The following is a 24,893-nucleotide window of genomic DNA, read 5'->3' on the forward strand; positions in this document are numbered from 1 at the left end:
CGCGCGACGGCGCAGCTCAAGCGGGTAACGGGACGGTCGTGCCATGACTCGATCCTTTCATGAAATCGAGTCTCCATTCGACACGGGGCGGTTCACGCTCGGCAAGCGCATCGTCGGCCTGGTCGACGACGTCATCGACAACTTCAAGGCCTGGCGCAAGTTCGAGAAGGGAGCGGACAAACTCGAGAGCATCGCGAAGAAGGCAGACCCCGACGAAGGCGTCAGCTGCCTCGCCAACAGCTTCACGCCAGACACCCGCGTCCTGATGGCCGACGGAAGCACGAAGGCCATCAAGGACGTACGGATCGGCGACAAGGTGAAGGCCACCGACCCGGAAACCGGTGAATCCACCATCAAGACGGTGACCGCCGAAATCAAGGGTCAGGGCGTCAAACACCTGGTCCAGATCACCATGAACGTCGGCGGCAAGAAGGCGGCGAAGCAGGCGGCGCCGATGAACACGTCCTCGGTCACCGCGACCGACGGCCACCCCTTCTGGGTCCCGGAACTCAACGACTGGATCGACGCCACCGACCTGCACGCCGGCCAATGGCTCCGCACCAGCACCGGCACTCACATCCAGATCACCGCGGTAAAACGCTGGACGGCCGCTCAGGCCACCGTCCACAACCTCACCATCGCTGACCTTCACACGTACTATGTGCTGGCGGGGGCCACCCCGGTCCTGGTTCACAATTGCGGAACGGGTCCCCGAGATGGTGCGGGTCTGGGCCCAGATGAGCTCATGTCGAAGGCGGAAGGGCTTCGAGATGAGTACGCCGGAGAAATGGCCCAGCTCTCCAATCGGAAGAGGCCGGCTACTGTCACAGCTGGCTACAATACGGAGACCGGGCAGTACGCCGCAGGTGCATCGTCTAAGGGTGTCTGCGCAGAGACTTGCGTTGTCAATCAGCTCGGCGGCGATCCGTCGAAAATTGTATTCACTGCTGCCGTAAGGCCTCGAACTGGGGCGCCGATCAATATCTGCGTCTCATGTGAAGGCCAGTTCGGTCGTGGTGGGTTCAAGGGGGCGGGTACAGTGTTCGATTCGGACGTATTGAGACTCTTCGATGAATAACGCTTAAGGGTGGTTGGGGCCGATATGGACCTTGAACTGAGACGGCATTCCTGGGGATCGCTCCAAGGGGTCTCTGGTGATGCTCGTGCACTCGGGGACGCCCTCCGGGACCTCGCCCATGCTGGCGGCCGGGAGGTTGCAGTGGGCGCTGCGCACCGGGTAGAGCAGGTCGTATTCGCGCAAGGACTTCTATGTGAAGCCTCAACCGCCTTGGCGTCTGGTCTCGTTCATTGCCTATGGCGCTGCTCGGACTATTCTGAAGATCTAATTCTAGGGCTCCTCTCGGATATTTCGGCCGCCGTGGTCAGCGAGGAGGATCCGGGCGTATACGGTCCAGCATCCGAAGCGGAGTGCATGAAAGAGATCAGCCTAGGGTACCCGGCCTACGTTGAGATTCTTGAAACGAGTACAACGCTTGATTCTCGTACGGCTTGTATCGACCTAATTCTCATGTGTGGGCTATTTAATAGCGAGCTTAGGTCTCGATCCGTATATTTCCTGGAGAGCGCTCAGGGGCTAGCCGGGCTAGAGGGGAATCTTGGCCTAATTTCTGCCTCGATTGAAGAATTGCGAGACGCTGGCTGATTTTCTCGGAATATCCGAGACATCTCCGATGGTGAAGACGATGTCGACGTTCAGGGATGAGCAGGCTAATCTCCGTCGGATTTGATTTCGTCGAGGATTTACCGAAGGCCCGCCGGAATGCTTCCGGCGGGCCTTCGGGCCTTCGGGGCTTTGACGGCAACGGTGACGGCAACGTCAGCGGACGACGGTTGCGGCCGGTGGGTCGTCGGGGGCGTTGCCGGTGGGGATGAGGGCGTTGCCGAGGGTGTTGATGGCCTGGCGCTGGAGGCGGAGTCGGACGTGGGCGTAGACGCCGGCGGTGACGCCGATGTGGGCGTGACCCAACAACTCCTTGATCACGACGAGGTCGACGCCCTGTTCCAGGAGCAGGGTGGCGGTCGAGTGCCGCAGGTCGTGAAACCGGATGCGTCGAAGTCCCGCGCTCTTGAGGAGTCGGCTGAAGCTGCGGGTGAGGTTGGCGGGTTCGAGAGGGCCGCCGGTGAGGGTGGTGAACACGAGGCCGTTGTCCAACCAGCCCGTCCCCGCGGCCCGGCGTGCTTCCTCCTGCTGTTCTCGTTGAGCCTTCAGGGAGTTGATGCATTCGGTGGGGAGGGCGATGCGGCGTTCGGATGCGCGGGTCTTGGTGTGCAGGGTGGTCAGGCCGCCGGTGCGGGTGCGCTGGAGGGAACGGTGGATGGCGGCGGTTCCCGTGTTGAGGTCGAGGTCGTCCCAATGCAGCCCGAGGAGATCGCCCTTGCGGAGTCCGGTGCGCAGGGCGAGTTCGTACAGGGCTTGGTGCCGGTCGCTGCTGGCCGCGTGAAGGAACTGCCGGGCCTCACTCGCGGTGAAGGGCTTGAAGCGGCGGGGGCGGGGTGCGGGATCCCGCTGGACCACCGCACCCGCGACCGTGCCCACCACCGTGACGAGATCCGTCGCCTCAAGGTCGCCGCCTTCCGGCATCTCGACTATCCCGGTGCCTGCCAGGCCGTCCAGATCGTCCGGTGGCGACGGGAGTTGAGCACGGGCAAGCTGACGATCGAGCGGGTCTACGTGATCACGAGCCTGGACGTCTTCGACGCCACCCCGGCCGAACTCGCCTCCTGGATCAGAGGTCACTGGGGCATCGAGAATCTCCTGCACCACGTCCGTGACCGGACCTTCCGCGAGGACGACTCCAAGGTCCGCACCGGACACCTGCCCCGCACCATGGCCAGCCTTCGCAACCTCGCCATCAGCATCTTCCGGCAGAACGGTGATACCAACATCGCCGCCGCCCTCCGTCACACCGGCCGCGACTACCGGCGGCCTCTGGCAGCTCTCGGTCTTACGTGATCAACCCGGACAGATCGCGATCACGCAATGGCCTTGGGAACCCGGGCGTCAGCCCCCGCCCCTACACGGGTATCCAGTACGTGGACATCCCCGAGTTCGCTGATCTCGGCGACAAGGTCTCCCAGGAGATCAGCTCGGCCATCGCCGGAAGGCAATCGGTGGACACCGCCCTGCAGAAATCCCAGGACCTCGCCCAGGCGACGGCGGCGAAGTACCGCACCAGCTGAATCCAGATGAACGGTGCGGCCTCGGCCACCGGCCCGCACCCCGTAGCCAAAACGTCTCCGGCGTCGATCGTGGCGGCCGAGCGGTGGCTGTCTCGCGCGTGGGCCCAGTGATCCCGGAACCGGAACACGACCAGCTCATGGAGTCTCCCTCCCCGCGGCTCGGGCGATCCAGGACCCTGACTCGGGGCGATTGTCCTCCGGACGGCGGACGCCGTCCCCTCCAAATCGCCTGCGGCCGGTGCAGTCCCGCCGCCCGCCCCGTCTCCGCGTCGCGGGTGGCCGACGGGATCCGGTCCCTGGCCCGGTAGCCGGCCGCCCGGACCCGGCCCGCTCTCGTACGCTGACCCGGTGACCGAGCGCGCCCAGCCTCAGATCCCCGCGACCGAGCCCTGGGACCCGGCGGCCCCCGGCGTTCTGCGCCTCCCGTCCGGCAGGCTGGTCCGGGGCCGCGCCCTGCGCCGCCCGCTGCCGCCGGGCCCGGCGCCCACGTACGCGGTGTACCTGCTCGGCCGCACGCCTCCCGAGGTCCCCTGGGAGTCCCGCTGGCTGCGCTGGCCGGACTTCCGCCTCCCCGGCGACCGCGCCCTTGCCCACCGCCTGTTCACCGACGCCCTGGCCCGCGCCGCCACCGACCGCGTCGAACTGGCCTGCGGCGGCGGTCGGGGCCGCACCGGCACGGCCCTGGCCTGCCTGGCCGTGCTCGACGGCGTCCCTCCGGACGAAGCGGTCGCCTACGTCCGCCGCCACTACGACCGCCGTGCGGTCGAGACACCTTGGCAGCGGCGGTATGTGCGGGGATTCACCGGCTGAGCAGCGGGGAGCCCCTCCTCGCGAGCCGGGTGCACCTCGGACGAGACCCGTACGGGTGAAGACGCTGTATGTGTGCACACGCCTGCGGTCTACGCGAGTTTAGTGAATACTAAACTCGCGAAGGGAACGAAGGTGGAAGAGCAATGGGACGTCTACCTGACCAACGAAGTGGATCAGTGGCTTCATGAGCTCGAGAAGGCCGACCCGACTTCGTACGGGCTGGTGAACCAGGCCATCTGGATCCTGGCCTGCCGTGGCCCCGCAGAGGGGCGGCCCCTGGTCGACCGGATCAAGGGGTCGGCCCTGCACAACCTCAAGGAGCTGCGCCCCGGCTCGGCGGGACGGAGTGAGGTGCGTGTCTTGTTCATGTTCGATCCATGGCGCTCCGCGATCCTGCTGGTAGCGGGTGACAAGGCAGCGCGCTGGGCTGATTGGTACGCAGAGGCGATTCCCCTCGCTGAGCGCAGGTACGCGCAGTATGTGGCTGATCGGGAGAAGGAGGCCAAGAAGTGACTGGATACGTCAAGTGGTCGACCAGTGGGCATCGGGAGCGAGCGGAGGAGCTGGCCGGCGGCCCGGACGGCTTCCTCGAAGGGGCCCAGCGCATGCTCGCGGAGGCGCAGGCGTGGCGGCTCGTCGACATGCGGCAGGAGCGCGGGTACACCCAGGCGCAGGTGGCGGCCCGTATGGGCGTGAGCAAGGGCCGGGTCTCACAGATCGAGAGCGGCCAGGTCTCCACGACGGAGGTCGTGGCCCGTTACGTGGAGGCGCTCGGTGGCAATCTGGTGATGGTCGCGGTCTTCGGCGACGGTGAGCTGCGGAAGGTCGGTTGACCGGCAGCCATAGCCCGTGAGCGCGACACCGGTCGGTGGAAGTCGCCGACCTCGCCGAAATGGTGGTCATGCCGCTGCCTCCCGGGCCGTGAGGCAGCGGCGCGGTTCGGGCGGTCACTTGACGGCGGGCTGCGGGCTCAACTCGGTTACGGCGCCGATGAATTCCGTCCAGGCGGACGGGCTGACGAGGAGAACCGCGCCCCGCGGAACCTTGCTGTCCCGGACGGGCACGACACCGGCGACTCCGTCGGCGACTTCGAGGCAGGACTCGCCGCCGTCGCCACCGCTGTAGGTGCTCTTGCGCCAGCGGGCGGCATCTACGAAGTCGTGCGTGACCTCGACGCAGCTGCCGCCGTTGCCGTCGCTGTAGGTGCTCTTGCGCCAGTGGGCGTGGCTCAGGTCGTACGTGCGCATCGTCTGTGGTCCTCCGCCGCCGACTCGATCAGGGCAAGGGATGCCTCCGGTGACAGGGAAGCGGCCCTCAACAGATCGTAATGCGCTTGGATGCGCTTCACTACGGCTGGTTCGTCCAGCAGATTCCCCGAAAGCACGGCCTCTGTATAGGCCGTTGGCGGGGCATCCGCGAACTCCATGAGCGTCATCATCTTGCCCATCGCCGGGTGGGCCCCGGCTGCGAACGGGAGTACTTGCACGAGTCCCCGCCGCTGACGAGCGATGGCGGCCAGGTGGTCCAGTTGTTCAGCCATCGTGCGGGGGTTGCCGACCGGCGTGCGCAGCAGGGCCTCGTGCAGAACGGCCCAGTACACCGGTCTTGCCGCATCGGCGAGGATCCCGGCGCGATCCAAGCGGGCTCTGACCATTTCCTCGATGTAGTCGTCAGTGGCGAGTGGGTTGCTCGCGAGGTAGATCGCCCGGGCGTAGTCAGCGGTCTGTAGCAGGCCAGGCACCACCATGGGCGCGTACTCGCAGATGTCCGTCGCCAGACTCTCGAGTTCCACCACGTGCGCGAAGTACTCGGTGTACGGCTGATCCTCGATCAGCTTCCGCCACGTCCGTTCGAACAAACCCCCCGTCGCCAGGATCTCGTCGATCCGTTGGGCCACGTCCAACTGAGGCTTTCTGATTGCCTGTTCGAACTGGCCGATGTATCCGCCGGAAACGAAAACTCTTGCGCCCAGTTCGACCTGGGTGAAACCGGCGTCTTCCCTGAGTCGTTTCAGTTCCGTTCCGAAGAACTCCCAGGCCGCCTGACGGGAACCCTTGGCCATGGCGAAACCCCCTTCCGCTGCCCCGCAGTTGTAGCGGACAGACTCCTGTCGAGTGTAGGCGCGGAGAGTGACCATGGAGACTCGAAGAGTGAAACGCGACTGGTCAGGGGAACAGTGTGAAGGCTGAACACGTACCACTCGGGGGACGACACTCGGCGCTGTGCGTCGAAGAGGCGGAGGAATCGGTGAAGGAATTGCGGGCAGCTCTCGCGAAGGCCGGAATCACGTTGCCGTCGTTGGGGGTCGACCCGGCAACCCTGGCGCGCGAGGCCCCCTGTCCGCTGGTCGAATTGGGCCGGTGTTCCGTCGCCGTGGCGGCCCGGCTCGCGGCGGCGCTGCGATGAAACCGGCGGCCGGCGAACACGCGGCCGGCGAGTACGCGGTCGGCGAATACGCCGTGGACACCCGCACGGGAGAGGTGGGACTGGTGATGGGACAGGAGGGACCGTATGTGCAGCTGAGGCCGTACGGGGGCGGACGGGAGTGGGACTGCGTCCCGGAGTCCGTCCGGCGGGCGACCCCCGCGGAGCGGCTCAGCGCGGCGACGGCGTACGCGAACGCGCGCAGTCGTGGCGAGGTGCCTTGAAGGGGATGTGACGGAGGTCATCGCCCCGTCGTCGTGCGCCGTGCGCCGTGCGCCGTGCGCCCCGCCCCCGTACGCCCCGCCCGGGGTGTCCGTGCCGTAGGCGAGAATGGACCGCATGAGTCTGTTCCGCGACGACGGCATCGTGCTGCGCACCCAGAAGCTGGGTGAGGCGGACCGCATCATCACCCTGCTCACGCGTGGGCACGGGCGGGTGCGGGCCGTGGCGCGCGGGGTGCGGCGGACGAAGTCGAAGTTCGGCGCCCGGCTGGAGCCGTTCTCGCACGTCGACGTGCAGTTCTTCGCGCGCGGCGGCGAACTGGTCGGGCGCGGGCTGCCGCTGTGCACGCAGAGCGAGACCATCGCTCCGTACGGTGGCGGGATCGTCACGGACTACGCCCGCTACACCGCGGGGACCGCGATGCTGGAGACGGCGGAGCGGTTCACCGACCACGAGGGGGAGCCTGCCGTGCAGCAGTACCTGCTGCTGGTCGGCGGGCTCCGCACGCTCGCCCGCGGTGAGCACGAGCCGCATCTCGTGCTCGACGCGTTTCTGCTGCGCTCCCTCGCCGTGAACGGCTACGCGCCCAGTTTCAGCGCGTGCGCGAAGTGCGGGATGCCGGGGCCGAATCGGTTCTTCTCGGTCGCGGCGGGAGGTTCCGTCTGCGCCGACTGCCGGGTCCCCGGCAGCGTCGTACCCTCGGCGCAGGCCCTGGAACTGCTCGGCGCGCTGCTGACGGGCGACTGGGAGACCGCGGACGCGTGCGAGGCGCGGCACGTGAGGGAGGGCAGCGGCCTGGTGTCGGCCTATCTGCACTGGCACCTGGAGCGCGGTCTGCGCTCACTCCGTTACGTGGAAAAGTAGGGGCGCCGGGGGACGGACGCCCGGCAGCGGAACCGAGGGAGACGAGAAGCACATGGCCGTACGCGGGATCCTGGGACGCCGGCGCCGCGAGTACAGAGCGCCTCAGCCGCACCCGTCCGGTGCGACCGCGCCCAAGCTCCCCGGTGAGCTGATCCCGAAGCACGTGGCGATCGTCATGGACGGGAACGGCCGGTGGGCCAAGGAGCGCGGGCTGCCGCGCACCGAGGGGCACAAGGTCGGCGCCGAGCGGGTGCTCGACGTGCTGCAGGGCGGGCTGGAGATAGGCGTCGGGGCGATCTCCCTGTACGCCTTCTCCACGGAGAACTGGAAGCGCTCGCCGGACGAGGTGCGCTTCCTGATGAACTTCAACCGCGACTTCATCCGCAAGACCCGTGACCAGCTCGACGAGCTCGGTATCCGGGTGCGCTGGGTGGGCCGGATGCCCAAGCTCTGGAAGTCGGTGGCCAGGGAGCTGGAGATCGCCCAGGAGCAGACCAAGGACAACGACGGTCTCACGCTCTACTTCTGCATGAACTACGGCGGCCGTGCCGAGATCGCCGACGCGGCGCAGGCCCTCGCCGAGGACGTGCGGGCCGGGCGGCTGGACCCGGCGAAGGTCACGGAGAAGACGTTCGCCAAGTACCTCTACTACCCGGACATGCCGGACGTGGACCTCTTCCTGCGGCCGAGCGGCGAGCAGCGCACCTCCAACTACCTGCTCTGGCAGAGCGCGTACGCCGAGATGGTCTTCCAGGACGTGCTGTGGCCGGACTTCGACCGCCGCGACCTGTGGCGGGCCTGCGTCGAGTACGCCCAGCGCGACCGCCGCTTCGGCGGCGCCGTGCCGAACGAGCAACTGCTCGCCATGGAGCAGGCGATGAAGGGCCGGCCCGAGGGTAACTGACAGGGGACGGGGCGGCGGGCCTGCCGGGAGATCGGGGTGCGGGATGACGGGACGGCGTGCGGGCACCGGTGACGTCGGCGACCCCGCCGGCCGTGTCGAACTCGTCTACCGGGCCACGGCCGGGGAGTTCCGTGAGGCCCTGCGCGCCTCCGAGAGTGCCTCGGCCGCCGGCCGCTGGGGGCGCGGGCTCCTGGTCGGATCGGCCCTGCTGGGCGTGCTCGGGGGCGCGCTGCCGCTGGCCCTCGGCGGCCGGGCGGATCCCAAGGTGCCGGTGATGCTGGCAGTGGCGCTGCTGGGGCTCGTCGTCCTGCCCTGGTGGCAGGCCCGGTACGTGCACCGGCGGGCGGCGGCACGGGGCGAGCACCGGGCGGTCGTGGACGACTGGGGTGTGACGGTCACCCACACGCGGGGGAGCGATCCGGCCCGCTGGCAGCGGATGGCGGGGTACGCGGAGACGCGCCGCGCCTTCGTGCTGCTGGGGCGCGCCCCGTACGCCGTGGTGCTGCTGCCGAAGCGCGGGGCGCGGGGTCCTCAGGACGTGGCCCGCCTGCGCGCCCTGCTCGACCGCAACCTGAGCCGCGCCTAGCCCGGCCTGGCCCGGCCTGGCCCGGCCTGTCGCTCAGCCCGCCGTGGCCCCGGTCTTGTCCTCGCACCGGGCGCAGTCCGCGCAGGTGCCGAAGATCTCCACGGTGTGCGCGACGTTCACGTATCCGTGCTCCGCCGCGATGGCGTCCGCCCACTTCTCGACGGCCGGGCCCTCGACCTCGACCGCCTTGCCGCAGACGCGGCAGACGAGATGGTGGTGGTGCTCGCCGGTGGAGCAGCGGCGGTAGACGGACTCGCCCTCGGAGGTGCGCAGGACGTCGACCTCGCCGGCGTCGGCGAGGGACTGGAGGGTGCGGTAGACGGTGGTCAGCCCGACCGAGTCGCCCTTGTGCTTGAGCATGTCGTGGAGGTCCTGCGCACTGCGGAACTCGTCCACCTCGTCGAGTGCCGCCGCCACAGCGGCACGCTGCCGGGTGGAACGGCCCCGTACGGGCGATCCAGCGGTTGTCACCGTTGCCTCCTCGCGTCTGCCCTTGCCCGGCCATTGTGCCAGCCCGGCCTGTGCGCGGTCAGGTTCCGACGTGCTCCGCCGGGGCCCGGGTGGCCGGAATCGCGCACTCGGCGGGGTCCCCGGACGCGCGGTCGCGTTCCCGGACGCGGGCCCTCCGGCGGGCGAGCGGGGTGGCGAGCGCGGTGAGGACCATGAAGGCCGCGATGGTCAGCAGGACGATCGTCGCGCCGGGCGGGACGTCCTGGTAGAACGACGTCACCGTGCCGCCGAGGGCGACGCTCACGCCGATGGCGACGGCGATCGCGAAGGTCGCCGCGAAACTCCGGCTGAGCTGCTGCGCGGCGGCGACCGGCACCACCATCAGCGCGGAGACCAGCAGCAGTCCGACGACCCGCATGGCGACGGTGACGGTGACGGCGGCGGTGACGGCGGTGAGCAGGTTCAGCGCGCGCACCGGGAGTCCGGTGACGCGGGCGAACTCCTCGTCCTGGCTGACCGCGAAGAGCTGGCGGCGCAGCCCGACGGAGACGAGGACGACGAAGGCGGCGAGTACGCAGATCGCCGTGACGTCGCTCTCGCTGACCGTGGAGAGGGAGCCGAAGAGGTACGAGACGAGGTTGGCGTTGGAGCCGCCCGAGATGTTGACGAGCATGACGCCGCCGGCCATGCCGCCGTAGAAGAGCATGGCGAGCGCGATGTCGCCGCGGGTCTTCCCGTACCAGCGGATCAGCTCCATGAGGACCGAGCCGAGGACGGAGACGGCCGTCGCCATCCAGACCGGGGACGCGGAGAGCAGGAAGCCGAGGCCGACGCCGGTCAGCGCGACGTGCCCGATGCCGTCGCCCATCAGGGCCTGGCGGCGCTGCACGAGGTAGATGCCGATGGCGGGCGCGGTGATGCCGACCAGGACGGCGGCGAGCAGTGCCCGCTGCATGAAGGCGTAGTCGAGGATGTCCATCAGCTCAGCAGTCCCGTCCGGATCGGTTCGGCGTCATGAGCCGCGTGCGGGTGTACGTGGTCGTGGCCGGGCAGGGCATGCTGGCCCACCGCGGCCGGGGGCGGGCCGTCGTGCAGGACGCAGCCGTCGCGCAGGACGACCGCGCGGTCGATCAGCGGCTCCAGCGGGCCGAGTTCGTGCAGGACGAGCAGGACGGTGGTGCCCTGGGCGACCTGTTCGCGCAGGGTCGCCGCCAGGATGTCCTGGCTCGCGAGGTCGACGCCCGCCATCGGCTCGTCCATGATCAGCAGCTCGGGCTCGGAGGCGAGGGCGCGGGCGATGAGGACGCGCTGGTGCTGGCCGCCGGAGAGGGCGTCGACGGAGTCCTTGGCGCGGTCGGCCATGCCGACGCGTGCGAGTGCGGCGCGTACGGCCTCGTGGTCGGCCCGGCGCAGCAGCCCGAAGCGGGTGCGGGAGAGCCGTCCGGAGGCGACGATCTCGGTGACCGTCGCGGGGACGCCGCCCGCGGCGGTGGTGCGCTGCGGGACGTAGCCGACGCGCCGCCAGTCGCGGAAGCGGCGTTTGGGGGTGCCGAACAGCTCGATCTCGCCGCCGCTGAGGGAGACTTGGCCGATGATGCTGCGGACGGCGGTCGACTTGCCCGAGCCGTTGGCGCCGAGCAGGGCGACGACCTCGCCGCGGCGCACGGTCAGGTCGATGCCGCGCAGGACGGGGCGCGAGCCGAGGTCGGCGGTCACCCGGCGCAGGGTGATGACGGGTTCGCGCACCCCGTCGCCGGGGCCGGCCCCTCCCGCGGGCTCCCCGGTGTCCAGCGGCTCCACGGGCTTGTCGGGCTCCACGGCGTCCTCCAAGGGCTTCTTCACGGTGGTCACTTGGTGCCCAGGGCCTTCTGGAGCGCCTTCAGGTTCGCGTCCATGACCTGGATGTAGTCGTCGCCGCGGGACTTCCCGGTGATGCCCTCGATCGGGTCGAGGACGTCCGTCCTCAGACCCGCGTCCCGGGCGACGGTCTTCGCGGTCTTGTCGCTCACGAGCGTCTCGTAGAAGACGGTGGAGACGCCGTCGGCCTTCGCCGTCTTCTCCAGCTCCTTCACGCGCTTGCCGCTGGGCTCGGACTCGGGGTCGAGGCCGGTGATGGCCTCCTCGGTGAGCCCGTAGCGCTCGGCGAGGTAGCCGAAGGCGGCGTGCGTGGTGATGAAGACCTTGCTGCCGGTGCGGGCGAGCCCGTCCCTGTAGCGGGTGTCGAGCGCGCCGAGCTTCTCGACGAGCGCCTTGGTGTTCTTCTCGTAGAGGTCCGCGTGCTTCGGGTCCATCTTCTCGAACGCCTTGCCGACGCCCTGGGCGACCTCGGCGTACTTCACGGGGTCGAGCCAGATGTGCGGGTCGGCCCCGGCGCCCTCCGCGTGCGCGTGGCCGTCGTGCTCGGCGGCGTGCCCGCCGACCTCGGTTCCGTGCTTCTCCAGGGTGGTCAGCGAGGCCGCGTCGATCTTCGTCTCCGTCTCGGACTGCGCCACGGCGTCGTCGACGGCGGGCTGGAGGCTCTTGAGATAGAGGACGGCGTCCGCGTCCTGGAGGCGCGCGGTCTGCCGGGCGCTGATCTCCAGGTCGTGCGGTTCCTGGCCGGGCTCGGTCAGCGTGGTGACGTGGACGTGCTTCCCGCCGATCTCCTCGGCGAGGTACTGCATGGGGTAGAACGACGCGATCACGTCCAGCTGCCCCTTGCCCACGCCGTCGGCGGCGGACGAGTCCGAGCAGGCGGAGAGGGCCGCGGCCAGGCCGAGGGCGGTGGCGGCGGCCACCGCGATGCGGGCGGTCTTTATTCGGAGGGGCGCGAGGCCGCGTCGACGTGCGTTCATGACAGTCATTTTCAATGAAAGTGGAAACGATTGTCAACAAGCGGTCCTGTGATCCCGGCTTCGCCCCGGTATGCGACCACTGTGGGCAACGCGGACCGAACCGATTTGATCCGAGGGGCGCACCCGCCGGTAATCTGAGGCATTCGCTCTGAAGCAACCGCTCCGAACCGGTCACCCGGCCTCCCGGACGCGACCGCTTCGTCGCCCGTCGTCGTAATGAAGAGAGCACCGTGGCCGCCGACAAGATCGACACCATCGTCAGCCTGAGCAAGCGCCGTGGCTTCGTATTCCCGTGCAGTGAGATCTACGGCGGCCAGCGCGCCGCCTGGGACTACGGGCCGCTGGGTGTCGAGCTCAAGGAGAACCTCAAGCGCCAGTGGTGGCGCTACATGGTCACCTCGCGCGAGGACGTCGTCGGTATCGACTCGTCCGTGATCCTGGCGACCGAGGTCTGGGTGGCCTCCGGCCACGTCGCCACGTTCACCGACCCGCTCACCGAGTGCACCTCCTGCCACAAGCGCTACCGCGCGGACCACCTGGAGGAGGCGTACGAGGCGAAGCACAACCGCCTCCCGGAGAACGGCCTCGCCGACCTCAACTGCCCCAACTGCGGCAACAAGGGCACCTTCACCGAGCCCAAGCAGTTCTCCGGCCTGCTCTCCACGCACCTCGGCCCCACGCAGGACAGCGGCTCCGTCGCCTACCTGCGCCCCGAGACCGCCCAGGGCATCTTCACCAACTTCGCCCAGGTCCAGCAGACCTCGCGCCGCAAGCCGCCGTTCGGCATCGCCCAGATGGGCAAGTCCTTCCGCAACGAGATCACGCCCGGCAACTTCATCTTCCGCACCCGCGAGTTCGAGCAGATGGAGATGGAGTTCTTCGTCAAGCCGGGCGAGGACGAGAAGTGGCAGGAGTACTGGATGCAGGAGCGGTGGAACTGGTACACCGGCCTCGGCATGCGCGAGGAGAACATGCGCTGGTACGACCACCCGGCCGAGAAGCTCTCCCACTACTCCAAGCGCACCGCCGACATCGAGTACCGCTTCCAGTTCGGCGGCAACGAGTGGGGTGAGCTGGAGGGCGTCGCCAACCGCACCGACTACGACCTCGGCGCCCACTCCAAGGCCTCCGGCCAGGACCTCTCCTACTTCGACCAGGAGGCCGGCGAGCGCTGGACGCCGTACGTCATCGAGCCCGCCGCCGGTGTCGGCCGCGCCATGCTCGCCTTCCTCCTGGACGCCTACGTCGAGGACGAGGCGCCCAACGCCAAGGGCAAGATGGAGAAGCGCACGGTGCTGCGCCTCGACCCGCGCCTGTCGCCGGTCAAGGTCGCCGTCCTCCCGCTGTCCCGCAACCCCGAGCTCTCCCCGAAGGCCAAGGGTCTCGCCACGGCGCTGCGCCAGCACTGGAACATCGAGTTCGACGACGCCGGCGCCATCGGCCGCCGCTACCGCCGCCAGGACGAGATCGGTACGCCGTACTGCGTCACCGTCGACTTCGACACCCTCGACGACAACGCCGTGACGGTCCGCGAGCGTGACTCCATGAAGCAGGAGCGCGTCTCCCTCGACCAGATCGAGGGCTACCTCGCGAGCCGCCTGATCGGCTGCTGACGCCCGCGTCACACCCGAAGGGCCCCGGGTTCCGTACGGTCGTACGGAACCCGGGGCCCTTCGGGTCACCCCCGGCCCGGTGGGACCGGGGCGGCGCCGCCTCAGCCGACCTTCCGTGGCAGCCGCAGACTCAGCACCGTCGTCAGGGCGATCACCACCAGCTGGACCAGGAGGGTGACCACCAGGGCGTCGCGCATCCCCATCGACGGGACGAGCGTCAGGAACAGGGTGCCCAGCGTCGCCACCCCGAGGGCCAGCGCCGACTGCTGGGTGGTGATCATGACACCGCTGCCGACACCGCCCCGGACCGGCGGAACCTCGGAGAGGATCACCCGGAACAGCACCGGGAGCTGGAGCGCCTGCCCCGCCCCCGCCACCGCCGCGCCCGGCAGCAGCTCGACGATGCCGACGTCCGGCCACGACCGCCACGCCGTCAGCGCCAGCAGTGCCACACCGACCGCCTGGATCACGCCGCCCGCGGTGACGACCCGCGTGCCGTACCGGGCGACCAGCCGCGGACCGCACAGCGAGACGGCGAAGAACGCCACCGCCATCGGCGCGAGCGCGAGACCCGCCGGGACCGGACCCAGGCCCGCGCCCCGCTGCAGCGCGACCGCGATCACGAACATGAACCCGCTGAAGCCGATCGAGAACGGCACGATGATGACGAGCCCCCGGCGCAGCGAGGTCAGCGCGAACAGGCTCGGCGGCACCAGCGGAGTACGGCCGCGGCGGTCCTCCCGCCGCTCGACCAGGTAGAACCCGGCGGCCGCGAACGGGAACGCCGCCAGCGCCAGCCACGTCCACAGCGGCCAGCCCGCCGCCCTGCCCTCGGTCAGCGGGGCCAGCAGCGTCAGCAGCGACACGGCGAGCAGTACCGTGCCGGGACCGTCGACCGGCTCCGGGTTGCGCGAGCGGGTCTCCGGGACGGCGCGGGCGGCCAGCACCAGGCCGACCACGACGACGGGCACGTTCACCAGGAACACCGAGCGCCAGCCGCTGCCCGCGATGTCCGCCGCCACCAGGACGCCGCCGAGGATCTGCCCGGCCACCATGGACAGCCCGGCCGTGGCGCCGTACAGACCCATGGCCTTCGCGCGGCGGGCGCCGGCCGTCGTCGACTGGATCGTGGCGAGCACCTGCGGCAGCATCACCGCGGCCGCCGCGCCCTGGGCGACGCGCGCCGCCACCAGCGTCCAGGCGCTGGGCGCGAGCCCGCAGGCCAGCGACGTCAGACCGAAGGCGGCCATGCCGCCGAGGAAGAGCCGCCTCCGGCCGAAGAGGTCACCGAGCCTTCCGCCGAGGACCAGCAGCACGGCGTACGAGACGCCGTACCCGGCGACGACGAGTTCGAGGACCGCCTCGCCCGCGTTCAGGTCCCGGCCGATCGTCGGCAGGGCGACATTGACGATGAAGAAGTCGATCAGGGGAAGTGCCGCTCCGAGCAGCACGGTGAACAGTCCGAGGCCGCCGAGTACGGGTGGCGCGGCGGGGGTGCGGACTGCACTGCGGTGGAGAGTTCCGGTTTCGGTCACGAGGACAGACTCGTCCCGCCGTGAGACTGGTACCAGAGTCTTCTTATCCTGGTACAAGAAGTACCTGGCAACAGGGTGGGCCGTCCGGCACGCTGGACCCATGACGACGCACGCGGCAACCCCGACCACGATGGCGCACCGTACGGCAGCGGTCCAGGGGGCGCCCCCGGCGGCCCCCGCCGCGGCCCCCGCAGGCCCGGACGGCTCCGCGTCGCCGCGCGACGGCTCCGCGTCCGAGGTGCGGCGGCACGAACTCGCCGCCTTCCTGCGCAGCCGCCGCGCACGCATCTCCCCGGAACAGGCCGGACTGCCGCGCGGCCCGCGCCGCCGCACCCCCGGGCTGCGCCGCGAGGAGGTCGCCCATCTCTCCGCGGTCGGCGTCACCTGGTACACCTGGCTCGAACAGGCCCGCGACATCCAGGTCTCCGTCCAGGTCCTCGACGCGCTGGCCCGTACCCTGCGGCTCGACACCAGCGAGCGCGCCCACCTCTTCAACCTGGCCGCCGCCGTCGACCCCGCACCCGGCTCGAACTGCGCCCCGGTCACCGCAGCCCAGCGCCTCCTGCTCGAACAGCTCGAGCCCCTCCCGGCCTGCATCCAGAACAGCCGGTACGACATCCTCGCCTACAACAGCACCTACGGGCTGCTGCTCTGCGACCTCGCCTCGGTGGCGCCGACGGACCTCAACTGCATGATCCTGTGCGCCACCAACCAGGAGTGGCGCGATTCCCTCGTGAACGCCGAGGAGGTCATGCGGATCATGGCGGCGAAGTTCCGCGCCTCGATGGCCGAGCACCTCGCCGAGCCCGCCTGGAAGGTCCTCCTCAACCGGCTGCACGCGGAGTCCCCGGAGTTCCGGGATGCCTGGGAGCGGCACGAGATCGTCAGCCCGCACGGCAAGCGCAAGCAGTTCCGCAACCCCCGGGTCGGACTGCTCACCGTCGACCACACCGACCTGTGGTTCGGCCCGCACAACGGCCTGCGCATGGTGACCTACGCACCGGCCGACAGCGAGTCGCGCGAGCGCCTGGAGAGGCTGCACGAGATCGCCCTGGAGCGGCGGCCGGCAGGGCGGGCGTAGGGCGCGCTTGAGGCCGGCACGGGGCGGGGGCCGGGCGCGGGAAAGCGAGGTGCGGAGGAGGCGGGGGCGGAGGCGGAGGCGCGGGGGGCGTCGCTCGCCCCCCGGCGGGCGCGTCAGCCCCGTACGTCCACCGCTTCCCGGATCTCCGCCGTCTCCAGCCGGTCGGCCGTGCGGCGCGCCGTCTCCCGGGCCCAGCGGCCGCTGGTCAGCGCCCCGAGGATCAGAACGGCCAGACCGCAGCCCGCGATGATCCACCAGCCGGGCCGGGACGCCGACACGAACGTGTCCCGGTACGCGGACGACCGCACTCCCGAGGCCAGGACAGCGCCGACCACGGCCACGCCGAGCGCCCCGCCGATCTGGCGGCTGGTCGAGGCGATCGCGGCCGCGACACCGGCCTGGGCGCGGGGCATCCCGGAGACGGCGGTGTTGGTGATGGGCGCGTTCACCAGGCCGAAGCCCAGGCCGAACAGGACGTACCCGGCGACGAGCGTGACGTTCGACGTCTCCGCCTCGAACGCGGCGAACAGCACCCCGCTCGCGGTCATCGCGACCCCGGCGATCAGCAGCGGCAGCCGGGGGCCGCGGCCGGCGACCAGCCGCCCGGACAGCGGTGAGCAGACGAAGCACATGACGGCCATCGGCAGCATCCACAGACCGGCGTGCAGGGCGTCGAGCCCGCGCACGTTCTGCAGATAGAGCGACGACAGGAAGAGGAAGCCGCTGAGCGCGGCGAACGCGCTGACCGCCACGACCGTCGCCCCGCTGAACGGCGCCGACCGGAAGAAGCGCAGGTCGATGAGGGGTTCCTCGCGCCGGCGTTCGTACCGTACGAGGCCGAGGAGCGCGGCGAGGGCGAGTGCGCCGAAGGCGAGGGTCCGGGCGGCCGGTGAACTCGGCGCCTCGATGATCGCGTACGTGAGGGAGCCGAGCAGGACGATCACCAGGAGCTGCCCGACCGGGTCCGGGCGGCGGGACTTGGCGGCGCGGGACTCGGGGACGTAGCGCATGGTGAGCAGCAGGGCGGCGAGGCCCACCGGGAGGTTGATCCAGAAGATCGACCGCCAGCCGACCGTGTCCACCAGCAGGCCGCCGACCATGGGGCCGGCGGCCATCGATATGCCGACGACGGCACCCCAGACACCGATCGCGCGGGCGCGTTCGCGCGGGTCGGTGAAGGTGTTGGTGATGATCGACATGGCGACCGGGTTGAGCATCGAGCCGCCGACCGCCTGGACCATGCGGAAGACGACGAGGAGTTCGAGGCTGGGCGCGAGGGAGCACAGCAGCGAGCCGAGGGAGAAGAGCACCAGGCCCGTCTGGAAGACCTTGCGGCGGCCGACGCGGTCGGCGGTCGAGCCGGACAGCATCAGCAGCGCGGCGAGGACGAGGGTGTACGCGTCGATCGTCCACTGCATGCCCGCCACGCTCGCGTGCAGGTCCTTCTGCAGGGAGGGCAGGGCGACGTTGAGGACGGTGGTGTCGATGCTGACGATCAGCAGGCTCATGCAGCAGATCGCGAGCACCAGAAAGCGGCGGCGGTGACTGAGCTCGGGCATCCCCTCAGCGTACGGCAATTTCGGTAGTGCGCCTAACTAATGAATGGGTCCGGTGTCCAGGGCCCACGCGGGGCACGCCGCCGAGTGCGCGACAATGGGGGAATGTCCACGCCCACCCTCGCCCCCGCCGCCCCGCTGCGCATCGGCCCCCACACGGTCCAGCCGCCCGTCGTCCTCGCGCCGATGGCCGGGATCACGAACGCGCCGTTCCGCACCCTCTGCCGGGAGTTCTCCGGTGGCAAGGGCCTGTTCGTCAGCGAGATGATCACCACGCGGGCGCTGGTCGAGCGCAACGAGAAGACCATGCAGCTCATCCACTTCGACGCGGCCGAGAAGCCGCGCTCGATCCAGCTGTACGGCGTGGACCCGGCGACCGTCGGCAAGGCCGTCCGCATGATCGTGGACGAGGACCTCGCCGACCACATCGACCTGAACTTCGGCTGCCCGGTGCCCAAGGTGACCCGCAAGGGCGGCGGCTCGGCCCTCCCGTACAAGCGGAACCTGCTGCGCGCGATCGTGCGCGAGGCCGTCTCCGGCGCCGGTGACCTGCCCGTCACCATGAAGATGCGCAAGGGCATCGACGACGACCACCTCACCTGCCTCGACGCCGGGCGGATCGCCGTCGAGGAGGGCGTCACCGCCATCGCCCTGCACGGACGGACCACCGCCCAGCACTACGGCGGCACCGCCGACTGGGACGCGATCGCCCGGCTCAAGGAGCACGTCCCGGAGATCCCCGTCCTCGGCAACGGCGACATCTGGTCCGCCGAGGACGCGCTGCGCATGGTGCGGGAGACCGGCTGCGACGGCGTGGTCGTCGGACGCGGCTGCCTGGGCCGGCCGTGGCTCTTCGCGGACCTGGTCGCGGCCTTCGAGGGACGCACGGGCGACTACGCACGGCCCACGCTGCGCGAGGTGGCTGCGGTCATGGTCCGGCACGCCACCCTGCTCGGGGAGTGGATCGGCGACGAGGCGCGCGGCGTCATCGACTTCCGCAAGCACGTCGCCTGGTACCTGAAGGGCTTCGCGGTCGGCTCCGAGATGCGCAAGCGCCTCGCCATCACCTCCTCGCTCGCCGCGCTCTCCGAGGGGCTGGAGGAGCTGGACCTCGACCAGCCGTGGCCCGCCGGTGCGGACGGGCCGCGCGGCCGCACGTCCGGCAACAACCGGGTGGTCCTGCCGGACGGCTGGCTGAAGGACCCGTACGACTGCGCGGGCGTCGGCGAGGACGCGGAGCTGGACACCTCGGGCGGCTGATCCGGGCGGGGCCTGGGCGGGGGTTGCGCGTCGGTGGGTGCTCAGTCCTTGGGTGCGCAGTTCTGGGCTGGTCGGTTCTTGGCCGGTCAGTTCTTGGGTGCCGGTGCCGGTGCCGGTGCCGGGGTCGAGGGCGTCGAGCCGTACGCGGTCAGGAAGCGGTCGCGGAAGTCGCTCATCTTCCAGACCGGTGCGTCGTGCGCGGGCCGCAGCCCGTCGGACCAGCCCCACCCGGCGATCCTGTCCAGCACCTTCGGGTCGTGGGCGACGATCGCGCACGGCACGTCACGGCTCGCGTGCTCGCCGCTGACCCGGGCCATCGGCTGGTGGTCGCCGAGGAAGACGAGCACGGTGTTCTTGTCGCCGTACTTCTCCACGTACTGGATCAGGCTGTTCAGCGAGTACTGGACGGACCTGCCGTACTCGGTGCGCACCCGCGTGGAGTCGTAGAAGACGTTCGCCGGGTTCTTGCCGGCCTTCTCGATGCCGTCGTAGACCGAGCCGTCGCCCACCCGGTCCCAGTCGATCATCTTCGGGATCGGTGCCCATGGCTGGTGGCTGGAGGTGAGGATGATCTCCGACATCAGCGGCTTGCTGTGCTTCCTGCCGTGCTCCAGCCGCTCGAACGCGGTCAGCGCGTACTGGTCGGGCATCGTCGACCAGCTGAACTTCGGCCCCTGGTAACCGAGTTCGCGGGAGTCGTAGACGTGGTCCAGCCCGTAGAACTTCGCCTCGGGCCAGCTCTTCTGCACGCCGGGCATGATGCCGACCGTCCGCCAGGCGCCCGTGCGCTTGAAGGCGCCGGTGACCGTCAGGTGATCGCCCGAGGTGACGGTCCGGTAGCGGTTCTGGTTGTCGATCCACAGTCCCGACAGGAACGTGGAGTGCCCCAGCCAACTGCTTCCCCCGTACGTCGCCGAGGTGAGCCAGCCGCTCTTCGCCGCGAACCCGGCCTCGCGCAGGCTCTCGGTCCCCGCCTTGAGCGTCGCGTCGACGCCCGGCGCCATGATCGGGTCCTCGACCGCGCTGCGGCCGTAGCTCTCGATGAACGTGAAGATGACGTCCTTGCCGCGCAGCCCGGTCAGCAGCCGGTCGCCCGGGGTGTCGCCGAACGTGTCGATCCTGGCCGTCCTCGCGAACTCCCGCTCGTCCTTGAGGGTCACCCTCACCCGTTGCACCCGGTCCTGGACGAGCCCGGCGGTGTGCTCGGAGGCGACCGGCACCCCGGCGACCCGGACGCCCGTCGCCGCGCAGAGGACCCAGACGGTCCCGAACACCAGGGTGGCGGGCGCGGTCCGGGCACCGTTGCGGCCCAGCAGACCCGCCAGCCGGACCGTCGCCAGCGCCATGACGGCGATCAGCGCGACGACGAGCACCACGACGGCGACGGCGGCGACGACCGCCCGGGAGTGGCCGAGCGAGTCCTCCAGATACGACTGGGCGTCGTCCAGCAGCACCCAGTCCAGCACCACGTCGAACCCGCGCCCGAGGAGCTCGTGGAAGCCCATGTCGAGGAGGTTCAGGACGGTGAGCGCGCCCAGGCTCACCCCGGCGAGCGACGCCATCACCAGCCTCGGCCGCCTCGGCAGCAGGGTCAGCACGGCCGCCCCGAAGACCGCCTCCACGGGGAGCCGGGCGAACTCGGCCGCCCTGAGGTTGCCGAGCCGGGTGGGCAGGAGCAGCGCGCCGAGCACGAGGACGGCGGCGAGCACGTCGACCGTCCGGCGCAGGACGCGGGCGACGGTGAGGGGGGAGGTGGAGAGGGAGGTGAGGGAGGAGCGGAGTCGGCCGGGGGGCGGGGCCGGGGCTGCGGCTGCGGGGTCCGGCGTTTCGCTCGCGGCGACCGGTTCTTCGGTCTCGGCGCTCGCTGTGCCGGTCGCCGTGCCGGTCGCAGGGGCGCCTGCCGTGTCGTCGGCCGGGGCGCCTGCCGTGTCGTCGGCTTCGGGGGCGTCGGATGTGGGGGTGTCCGGCGTGGTGTCCGCCGGCTCGTCCGGGGTGCCGTCCGCCGTCCGCTGTGTGCCGGTGTTGAGAGGCAACCCGAGGGTCCTTCCGTGCGCAGCCGCGAGTGAGTGGCAGGCCGGCTGGGGGAGTCCGGCCCGCCGTTCACTCGTACGGCCCCGCCAGGGGGCGCGTTCAGCCGCGCTGCCCGGGGACCGGCAAACTCCCGGCAAAGCCGGACCCGCTCGCGCCGGGTCCGCTCGCGCCGGGCCCGTGTGCGCCCGACTCCGGTGCGCCCGGCTCCGGTGCGTCGGTCTCGCTCGGGCCGGTCTCGCTCGGGTCGGGCTCGTGCAGCAGGTCGAGGGTGAGGGCGGCGGTCCAGCTGAAGCCGCGCGCCCCGCGTCCCTCGCCGGTGCGGGGGGTCACGTACTCGGCGAAGCCGGTGCGGGCGGCACACTTGAGGAACTCCTCCCGCAGCGCGGCCGCCCGGTCCCGCTCGCCGTGCCGCCGCAGTCCGCGCTCCACCAGCCAGGCGGTGTTGAACCAGGACGGCCCGCGCCAGTACCGGTCCGGGTCGAAGGCGTCGCCGGTGAGGTCGTAGCTCGGTACGAGGCGGGCGGCGCCCCCGACACCGAAGTGCGGCCCGCACGCCGTGCGTACGAGCGCGGCCGAGATGTCACCCGGCAGCGTGGGCAGCAGCAGCGGGATCAGCCCCGAGACGCTCCGCTGGGGGATGAGCCGACCGGGGTGTGAGCGGTGCTCCGAGGTGTGAGCGGTGCTCTCGTCGCCGGAGGCGAGAGGGCGGCGCCCTGTTACGAGAGCGGTGCTCTCGCCGTCGCCAGGGGTGGAGCAGTGCTCCAGAGCGAGAGCGCTGCTCTCATCCGTGGCGGGTGAGCGCTGCTCTGAAGCGAGAGCACTGCTCTCGGAGCGCTGCCCGGGGACGACCGCCGCCCCGAGCGACGGCCGCTGCCACCGCGACTCCGGAACAGAACCGGCGGAACCGGCGGAGCTGGCGGAACCGGCGAGGCCGCCACCCCGCACGCCCACCGCACCCCCGACGTCCCGGCACAGGAAGATCCCCTCAGCCGGTGCCCACAGCCGCTCCACCAGCGCCGTCGTCAGCCGGTCGGCGTCGGCGCGGCGGCTCGCCCCGCAGGCCCCCAGCTCCTCCTCGATCCCTGCCAGTGCCTGCTCCGACGCGATCAGCAGCGCGTTGAACGCCGGGTCCTCGACGGCGAACGCGGCCTCGCCGGGCCCGTCCGCGTATCCCCGGTCCCGGTAGTCGGCGGCCAGGCGCACGTACCGCCCGTAGTCCAGTTCCGTCGGCCGGTCCCCTGGGGCGCCGTGGTCGAGGTCGGCGCGGCGGAAGGAGTGGGGCGGCGCCGGGGTGACCCGGGCGAGGGGCGCGTCCCAGCACGGCGAGTTGTCCATGCCCTGCTCCCAGGGGTGGACCACGGAGACCAGCCCGCCGCCCCCCAGGTCACGCCGCTCCAGCAGGTACCGGTGCCAGGCCGCCAGACCCGGACGCAGCCGTTCCAGGAACCCGCACGCCCGCGAGCCCTCGGGGTCGGCCCGGTGGACCAGCCAGGCCGCCAGCGCGTGCACCGGGGGCTGCACGATGCCCGAGGTCTGCACGGACCGGGGCGCGCCCGCCGCGCTTCCCGCCGTGGAGGAGCGCCAGAAGTCGGGGCTCGGGAAGTACGCGTCGAGCGGTACGGAGGGGTTGAACACGATGTGCGGGACGCGGCCGTCCCCCCACTGGGCGTCGAACAGCGTCTCCAGCTCGGTCCGCGCCCGCGAGGGCGACAGATGGCGCAGGCCGATCGCGATGAACGCGGAGTCCCAGGACCACTGGTGCGGATACAGGCTCCGCGACGGCACCGTCGACGCCCCCGTCCAGTTCCCCTCCAGCACGGCCACCGCCGCCGCTGTCGCCGCCGCGTGCGCGTTCCCGGCCCCGGCGGTCGTGGTGGCCCCGGCGGTCGCGGTGGCCCCGGCGGTCGCGCAGGACCCGGGGCCGACGACGGGAGCTGCGGCAGACGCCGTGTCCGTGGCGGTGCATACGGATGGAACTGCGGCTGGCGCTGAGGCTCGGACTGGGGCTGGGCGGCGGTCCACGCGGGGCTCCCCGGGACGACGGTCGGCGGTTCGGGCGGCGCCGGTAGAGATCGAGGTGCTGACCGGCGCCGCTAGAGTTACGTCAATTTAACAAGCAAAACTTGAGAAGTAATACAAAACCTTGAGGCATAAGGGGGGCGTATATGAGCGGAAGAGGCGCGAAGGCGGGCGGCTACGCCGGTGCCGGGGATCTGCTGGACCTGGTGCGCAGTGGCCGGGCCACGACGCGCGGGGCGCTGCGGGAGGCCACCGGGCTGTCCCGGGCGACGATCGGCCAGCGCCTCGACCGGCTCTTCCGTGCGGGCTGGCTGCGCGAGGGCGCGGGAGGCCCGGTCGACTCCCCGCAGGGCGGGCGCCCGTCGATCATCCTGGAGTTCGACGACGGTCACGCCGTGGTGCTGGCCGCCGACCTCGACACCCGCCACGCCCGGGCGGCCGTCCTCACCCTCACCGGCGAGATTCTGGCGGAGCGGCACGGGGTGCTGCTCGTCGAGGACGGCCCGGTGGCGGTCCTCGGGGCCCTCGGCGGCTGGTTCGCCGGGTTGCTGGAGCAGGCGGGACGGCGGGCGGACACGGTCTGCGGTATCGGGCTCGGCGTGCCCGGTCCGGTCGACCGTGACACCGGCCGCGTCGTGCAGCCGCCGATCATGCCGGGCTGGGACGGCCACGACATCGCCGGAACCCTCGCCCGCGCGTTCGCCGGCGCGGCGCCCGGGGGAGCGGCGGACGTGCCCGTACTTGTCGAGAACGACGCCGATGTGATGGCGTACGGCGAGCAGCGCGCCGGCTATCCGGACTGTTCGGCGTTCGTCCTCGTCAAGGTCTCCACCGGGATCGGCGCGGGCGTGGTCGTCGACGGCGCCCTCTACCGGGGCGTCGACGGGGGCGCGGGCGACCTCGGGCACATCCGGGTGCCGGCGGGCGCCGAGGCGCGGTGCCGGTGCGGTTCGTACGGGTGTCTGGCCGCCGTGGCCGGCGGAGGCGCGGTGGCGGGGCTGCTGACGGCCGCCGGGGTGCCGGCCGCGTCCGGTTCCGACGTACGGGAGCTGCTGGCGGCCGGGCATCCGGCGGCGACGGCGCTGGCGCGGGACGCGGGGCGGCATGTCGGCGAGGTGCTGGCGACGGTCGTGAGCCTGCTCAACCCGGGAGTCCTGATGATCGCGGGCGATCTGGCCGGAACCCCCTTCCTCACGGGGGTGCGGGAACTGCTCTACCAGCGGGCGCTGCCCCGCTCCACCGCCCGTCTGGACGTGGTGGCCGCCCGCCTCGGCGACCGTTCCGCGCTCATCGGAGCGGCGGCCCTGGTCGTGGACCACCTCTACGCCCCCACCAGGGCCGAGACCCGCCTCACGGCCCTCGGTCTCTGAGACCCCCGGCGGCCGGGCGGCCGGGGAACCGGGCGGTCCCCGGAACAGGACGGGCCGGGACGGGCCGGAACCGCCCCTCGCCGGGCCGTCCGCCGGGTGTCCGGCGGGGCGTCCGCATGATGACATCGAGCCC

General features: G+C 70.9%; 23 protein-coding genes and 2 pseudogenes. 14 read left to right on the plus strand and 11 right to left on the minus strand.

Features of this window, described 5'->3' with window-relative positions; translation table 11 throughout:
- The first annotated feature begins 43 nt into the window (after positions 1–43).
- A complete protein-coding gene (locus ACFY93_RS29935) occupies positions 44–1,078 on the plus strand; it encodes a polymorphic toxin-type HINT domain-containing protein (protein ID WP_391364779.1) in 1,035 nt (344 codons plus the stop codon).
- Between the two features lie 759 nt (positions 1,079–1,837).
- Here ACFY93_RS29935 and ACFY93_RS29940 read toward each other — a convergent pair.
- Positions 1,838–2,518 (minus strand): annotated as a pseudogene (locus ACFY93_RS29940) (site-specific integrase); the annotation flags it as partial.
- Positions 2,519–2,656: 138 nt separating this feature from the next.
- Between ACFY93_RS29940 and ACFY93_RS29945 the strand changes: the two are divergent.
- The 5 genes and pseudogenes from ACFY93_RS29945 (at position 2,657) to ACFY93_RS29965 (ending at position 4,844) form a co-directional block, all read left to right on the plus strand.
- The gene (locus tag ACFY93_RS29945) at positions 2,657–2,974 is read left to right on the plus strand and encodes a transposase (RefSeq protein ID WP_391364781.1); all 318 of its coding nucleotides are present in this window, start codon (positions 2,657–2,659) and stop codon (positions 2,972–2,974) included.
- 38 nt (positions 2,975–3,012) lie between these two features.
- Positions 3,013–3,201, plus strand: a pseudogene (locus tag ACFY93_RS29950) (sugar ABC transporter substrate-binding protein); the annotation flags it as partial.
- A gap of 348 nt (positions 3,202–3,549) precedes the next feature.
- On the plus strand, positions 3,550–4,011 hold the full coding sequence (locus tag ACFY93_RS29955; protein WP_391364784.1) for a protein phosphatase: 462 nt from the start codon (positions 3,550–3,552) through the stop codon (positions 4,009–4,011).
- Between the two features lie 132 nt (positions 4,012–4,143).
- Entirely contained in the window at positions 4,144–4,524 is a 381-nt protein-coding gene (locus tag ACFY93_RS29960) for a type II toxin-antitoxin system RelE/ParE family toxin (protein WP_391364786.1), read from the plus strand.
- Complete coding sequence (locus tag ACFY93_RS29965) at positions 4,521–4,844, plus strand: helix-turn-helix domain-containing protein (RefSeq protein WP_391364788.1); 324 nt, start codon at positions 4,521–4,523, stop codon at positions 4,842–4,844. Before ACFY93_RS29960 ends, ACFY93_RS29965 begins: the two co-directional genes overlap by 4 nt.
- Before the next feature lie 114 nt (positions 4,845–4,958).
- Here ACFY93_RS29965 and ACFY93_RS29970 read toward each other — a convergent pair whose 3' ends face one another.
- Complete coding sequence (locus tag ACFY93_RS29970; protein ID WP_391364790.1) at positions 4,959–5,258, minus strand: DUF397 domain-containing protein; 300 nt, start codon at positions 5,256–5,258, stop codon at positions 4,959–4,961.
- Complete coding sequence (locus tag ACFY93_RS29975) at positions 5,240–6,073, minus strand: Scr1 family TA system antitoxin-like transcriptional regulator (protein ID WP_391364792.1); 834 nt, start codon at positions 6,071–6,073, stop codon at positions 5,240–5,242. Before ACFY93_RS29975 ends, ACFY93_RS29970 begins: the two co-directional genes overlap by 19 nt.
- A 340-nt stretch (positions 6,074–6,413) precedes the next feature.
- Between ACFY93_RS29975 and ACFY93_RS29980 the strand changes: the two genes are divergently transcribed.
- The 4 genes from ACFY93_RS29980 (at position 6,414) to ACFY93_RS29995 (ending at position 9,011) form a co-directional block, all read left to right on the plus strand.
- Positions 6,414–6,659 carry a hypothetical protein gene (locus ACFY93_RS29980; RefSeq protein ID WP_391364794.1) on the plus strand — a complete coding sequence of 82 codons (246 nt, stop codon included), beginning with the start codon at positions 6,414–6,416 and terminating at the stop codon, positions 6,657–6,659.
- A 115-nt stretch (positions 6,660–6,774) separates the two neighbouring features.
- Positions 6,775–7,521 carry a DNA repair protein RecO gene (recO, locus tag ACFY93_RS29985; protein WP_391364796.1) on the plus strand — a complete coding sequence of 249 codons (747 nt, stop codon included), beginning with the start codon at positions 6,775–6,777 and terminating at the stop codon, positions 7,519–7,521.
- A gap of 52 nt (positions 7,522–7,573) precedes the next feature.
- Positions 7,574–8,425: an isoprenyl transferase gene (locus tag ACFY93_RS29990; RefSeq protein WP_391364798.1), complete on the plus strand. Its 852-nt coding sequence runs from the start codon at positions 7,574–7,576 to the stop codon at positions 8,423–8,425.
- Between the two features lie 43 nt (positions 8,426–8,468).
- Positions 8,469–9,011: a YcxB family protein gene (locus ACFY93_RS29995; protein ID WP_391364800.1), complete on the plus strand. Its 543-nt coding sequence runs from the start codon at positions 8,469–8,471 to the stop codon at positions 9,009–9,011.
- 33 nt (positions 9,012–9,044) lie between these two features.
- On the opposite strand, the gene ACFY93_RS30000 is transcribed toward ACFY93_RS29995, so the two are convergent.
- The 4 genes from ACFY93_RS30000 to ACFY93_RS30015 all read right to left on the minus strand — a co-directional run bounded on the left by ACFY93_RS30000 (position 9,045) and on the right by ACFY93_RS30015 (position 12,295).
- The gene (locus ACFY93_RS30000) at positions 9,045–9,482 is read right to left on the minus strand and encodes a transcriptional repressor (RefSeq protein ID WP_391364802.1); all 438 of its coding nucleotides are present in this window, start codon (positions 9,480–9,482) and stop codon (positions 9,045–9,047) included.
- Between the two features lie 58 nt (positions 9,483–9,540).
- Positions 9,541–10,440, minus strand: coding sequence for a metal ABC transporter permease (locus ACFY93_RS30005; protein WP_391364804.1), 900 nt, complete (start codon positions 10,438–10,440; stop codon positions 9,541–9,543).
- Positions 10,440–11,207 carry an ATP-binding cassette domain-containing protein gene (locus ACFY93_RS30010; RefSeq protein WP_391364935.1) on the minus strand — a complete coding sequence of 256 codons (768 nt, stop codon included), beginning with the start codon at positions 11,205–11,207 and terminating at the stop codon, positions 10,440–10,442. The genes ACFY93_RS30005 and ACFY93_RS30010 overlap by 1 nt, the downstream gene beginning before the upstream one ends.
- A gap of 101 nt (positions 11,208–11,308) precedes the next feature.
- Complete coding sequence (locus ACFY93_RS30015) at positions 11,309–12,295, minus strand: metal ABC transporter solute-binding protein, Zn/Mn family (RefSeq protein WP_391364806.1); 987 nt, start codon at positions 12,293–12,295, stop codon at positions 11,309–11,311.
- A 230-nt stretch (positions 12,296–12,525) separates the two neighbouring features.
- Between ACFY93_RS30015 and ACFY93_RS30020 the strand changes: the two genes are divergently transcribed.
- On the plus strand, positions 12,526–13,908 hold the full coding sequence (locus ACFY93_RS30020; protein ID WP_391364808.1) for a glycine--tRNA ligase: 1,383 nt from the start codon (positions 12,526–12,528) through the stop codon (positions 13,906–13,908).
- Positions 13,909–14,009: 101 nt separating this feature from the next.
- Here the strand turns inward: ACFY93_RS30020 and ACFY93_RS30025 are convergent, their stop codons facing one another.
- A complete protein-coding gene (locus tag ACFY93_RS30025) occupies positions 14,010–15,443 on the minus strand; it encodes an MFS transporter (RefSeq protein WP_391364810.1) in 1,434 nt (477 codons plus the stop codon).
- A 100-nt stretch (positions 15,444–15,543) separates the two neighbouring features.
- On the opposite strand from ACFY93_RS30025, the gene ACFY93_RS30030 reads away from it, so the two are divergent.
- Positions 15,544–16,524: a helix-turn-helix domain-containing protein gene (locus ACFY93_RS30030; protein ID WP_391364812.1), complete on the plus strand. Its 981-nt coding sequence runs from the start codon at positions 15,544–15,546 to the stop codon at positions 16,522–16,524.
- 113 nt (positions 16,525–16,637) lie between these two features.
- Here the strand turns inward: ACFY93_RS30030 and ACFY93_RS30035 are convergent, their stop codons facing one another.
- Entirely contained in the window at positions 16,638–18,083 is a 1,446-nt protein-coding gene (locus ACFY93_RS30035) for a DHA2 family efflux MFS transporter permease subunit (RefSeq protein ID WP_391364814.1), read from the minus strand.
- Between the two features lie 102 nt (positions 18,084–18,185).
- On the opposite strand from ACFY93_RS30035, the gene dusB reads away from it, so the two are divergent.
- Positions 18,186–19,340: a tRNA dihydrouridine synthase DusB gene (gene dusB, locus ACFY93_RS30040; RefSeq protein ID WP_391364816.1), complete on the plus strand. Its 1,155-nt coding sequence runs from the start codon at positions 18,186–18,188 to the stop codon at positions 19,338–19,340.
- Positions 19,341–19,426: 86 nt separating this feature from the next.
- Here dusB and ACFY93_RS30045 read toward each other — a convergent pair whose 3' ends face one another.
- Positions 19,427–21,373, minus strand: a complete 1,947-nt coding sequence (locus ACFY93_RS30045) for a sulfatase (RefSeq protein ID WP_391364818.1) — start codon at positions 21,371–21,373, stop codon at positions 19,427–19,429.
- A gap of 97 nt (positions 21,374–21,470) precedes the next feature.
- Positions 21,471–23,195 carry a hypothetical protein gene (locus tag ACFY93_RS30050; protein WP_391364820.1) on the minus strand — a complete coding sequence of 575 codons (1,725 nt, stop codon included), beginning with the start codon at positions 23,193–23,195 and terminating at the stop codon, positions 21,471–21,473.
- Between the two features lie 341 nt (positions 23,196–23,536).
- On the opposite strand from ACFY93_RS30050, the gene ACFY93_RS30055 reads away from it, so the two are divergent.
- Complete coding sequence (locus ACFY93_RS30055; protein ID WP_391364822.1) at positions 23,537–24,760, plus strand: ROK family protein; 1,224 nt, start codon at positions 23,537–23,539, stop codon at positions 24,758–24,760.
- Positions 24,761–24,893: the final 133 nt, after the last annotated feature.

The organism is Streptomyces sp. NPDC008313 (assembly GCF_042956125.1).
In the GTDB taxonomy this organism is placed as follows: domain Bacteria; phylum Actinomycetota; class Actinomycetes; order Streptomycetales; family Streptomycetaceae; genus Streptomyces.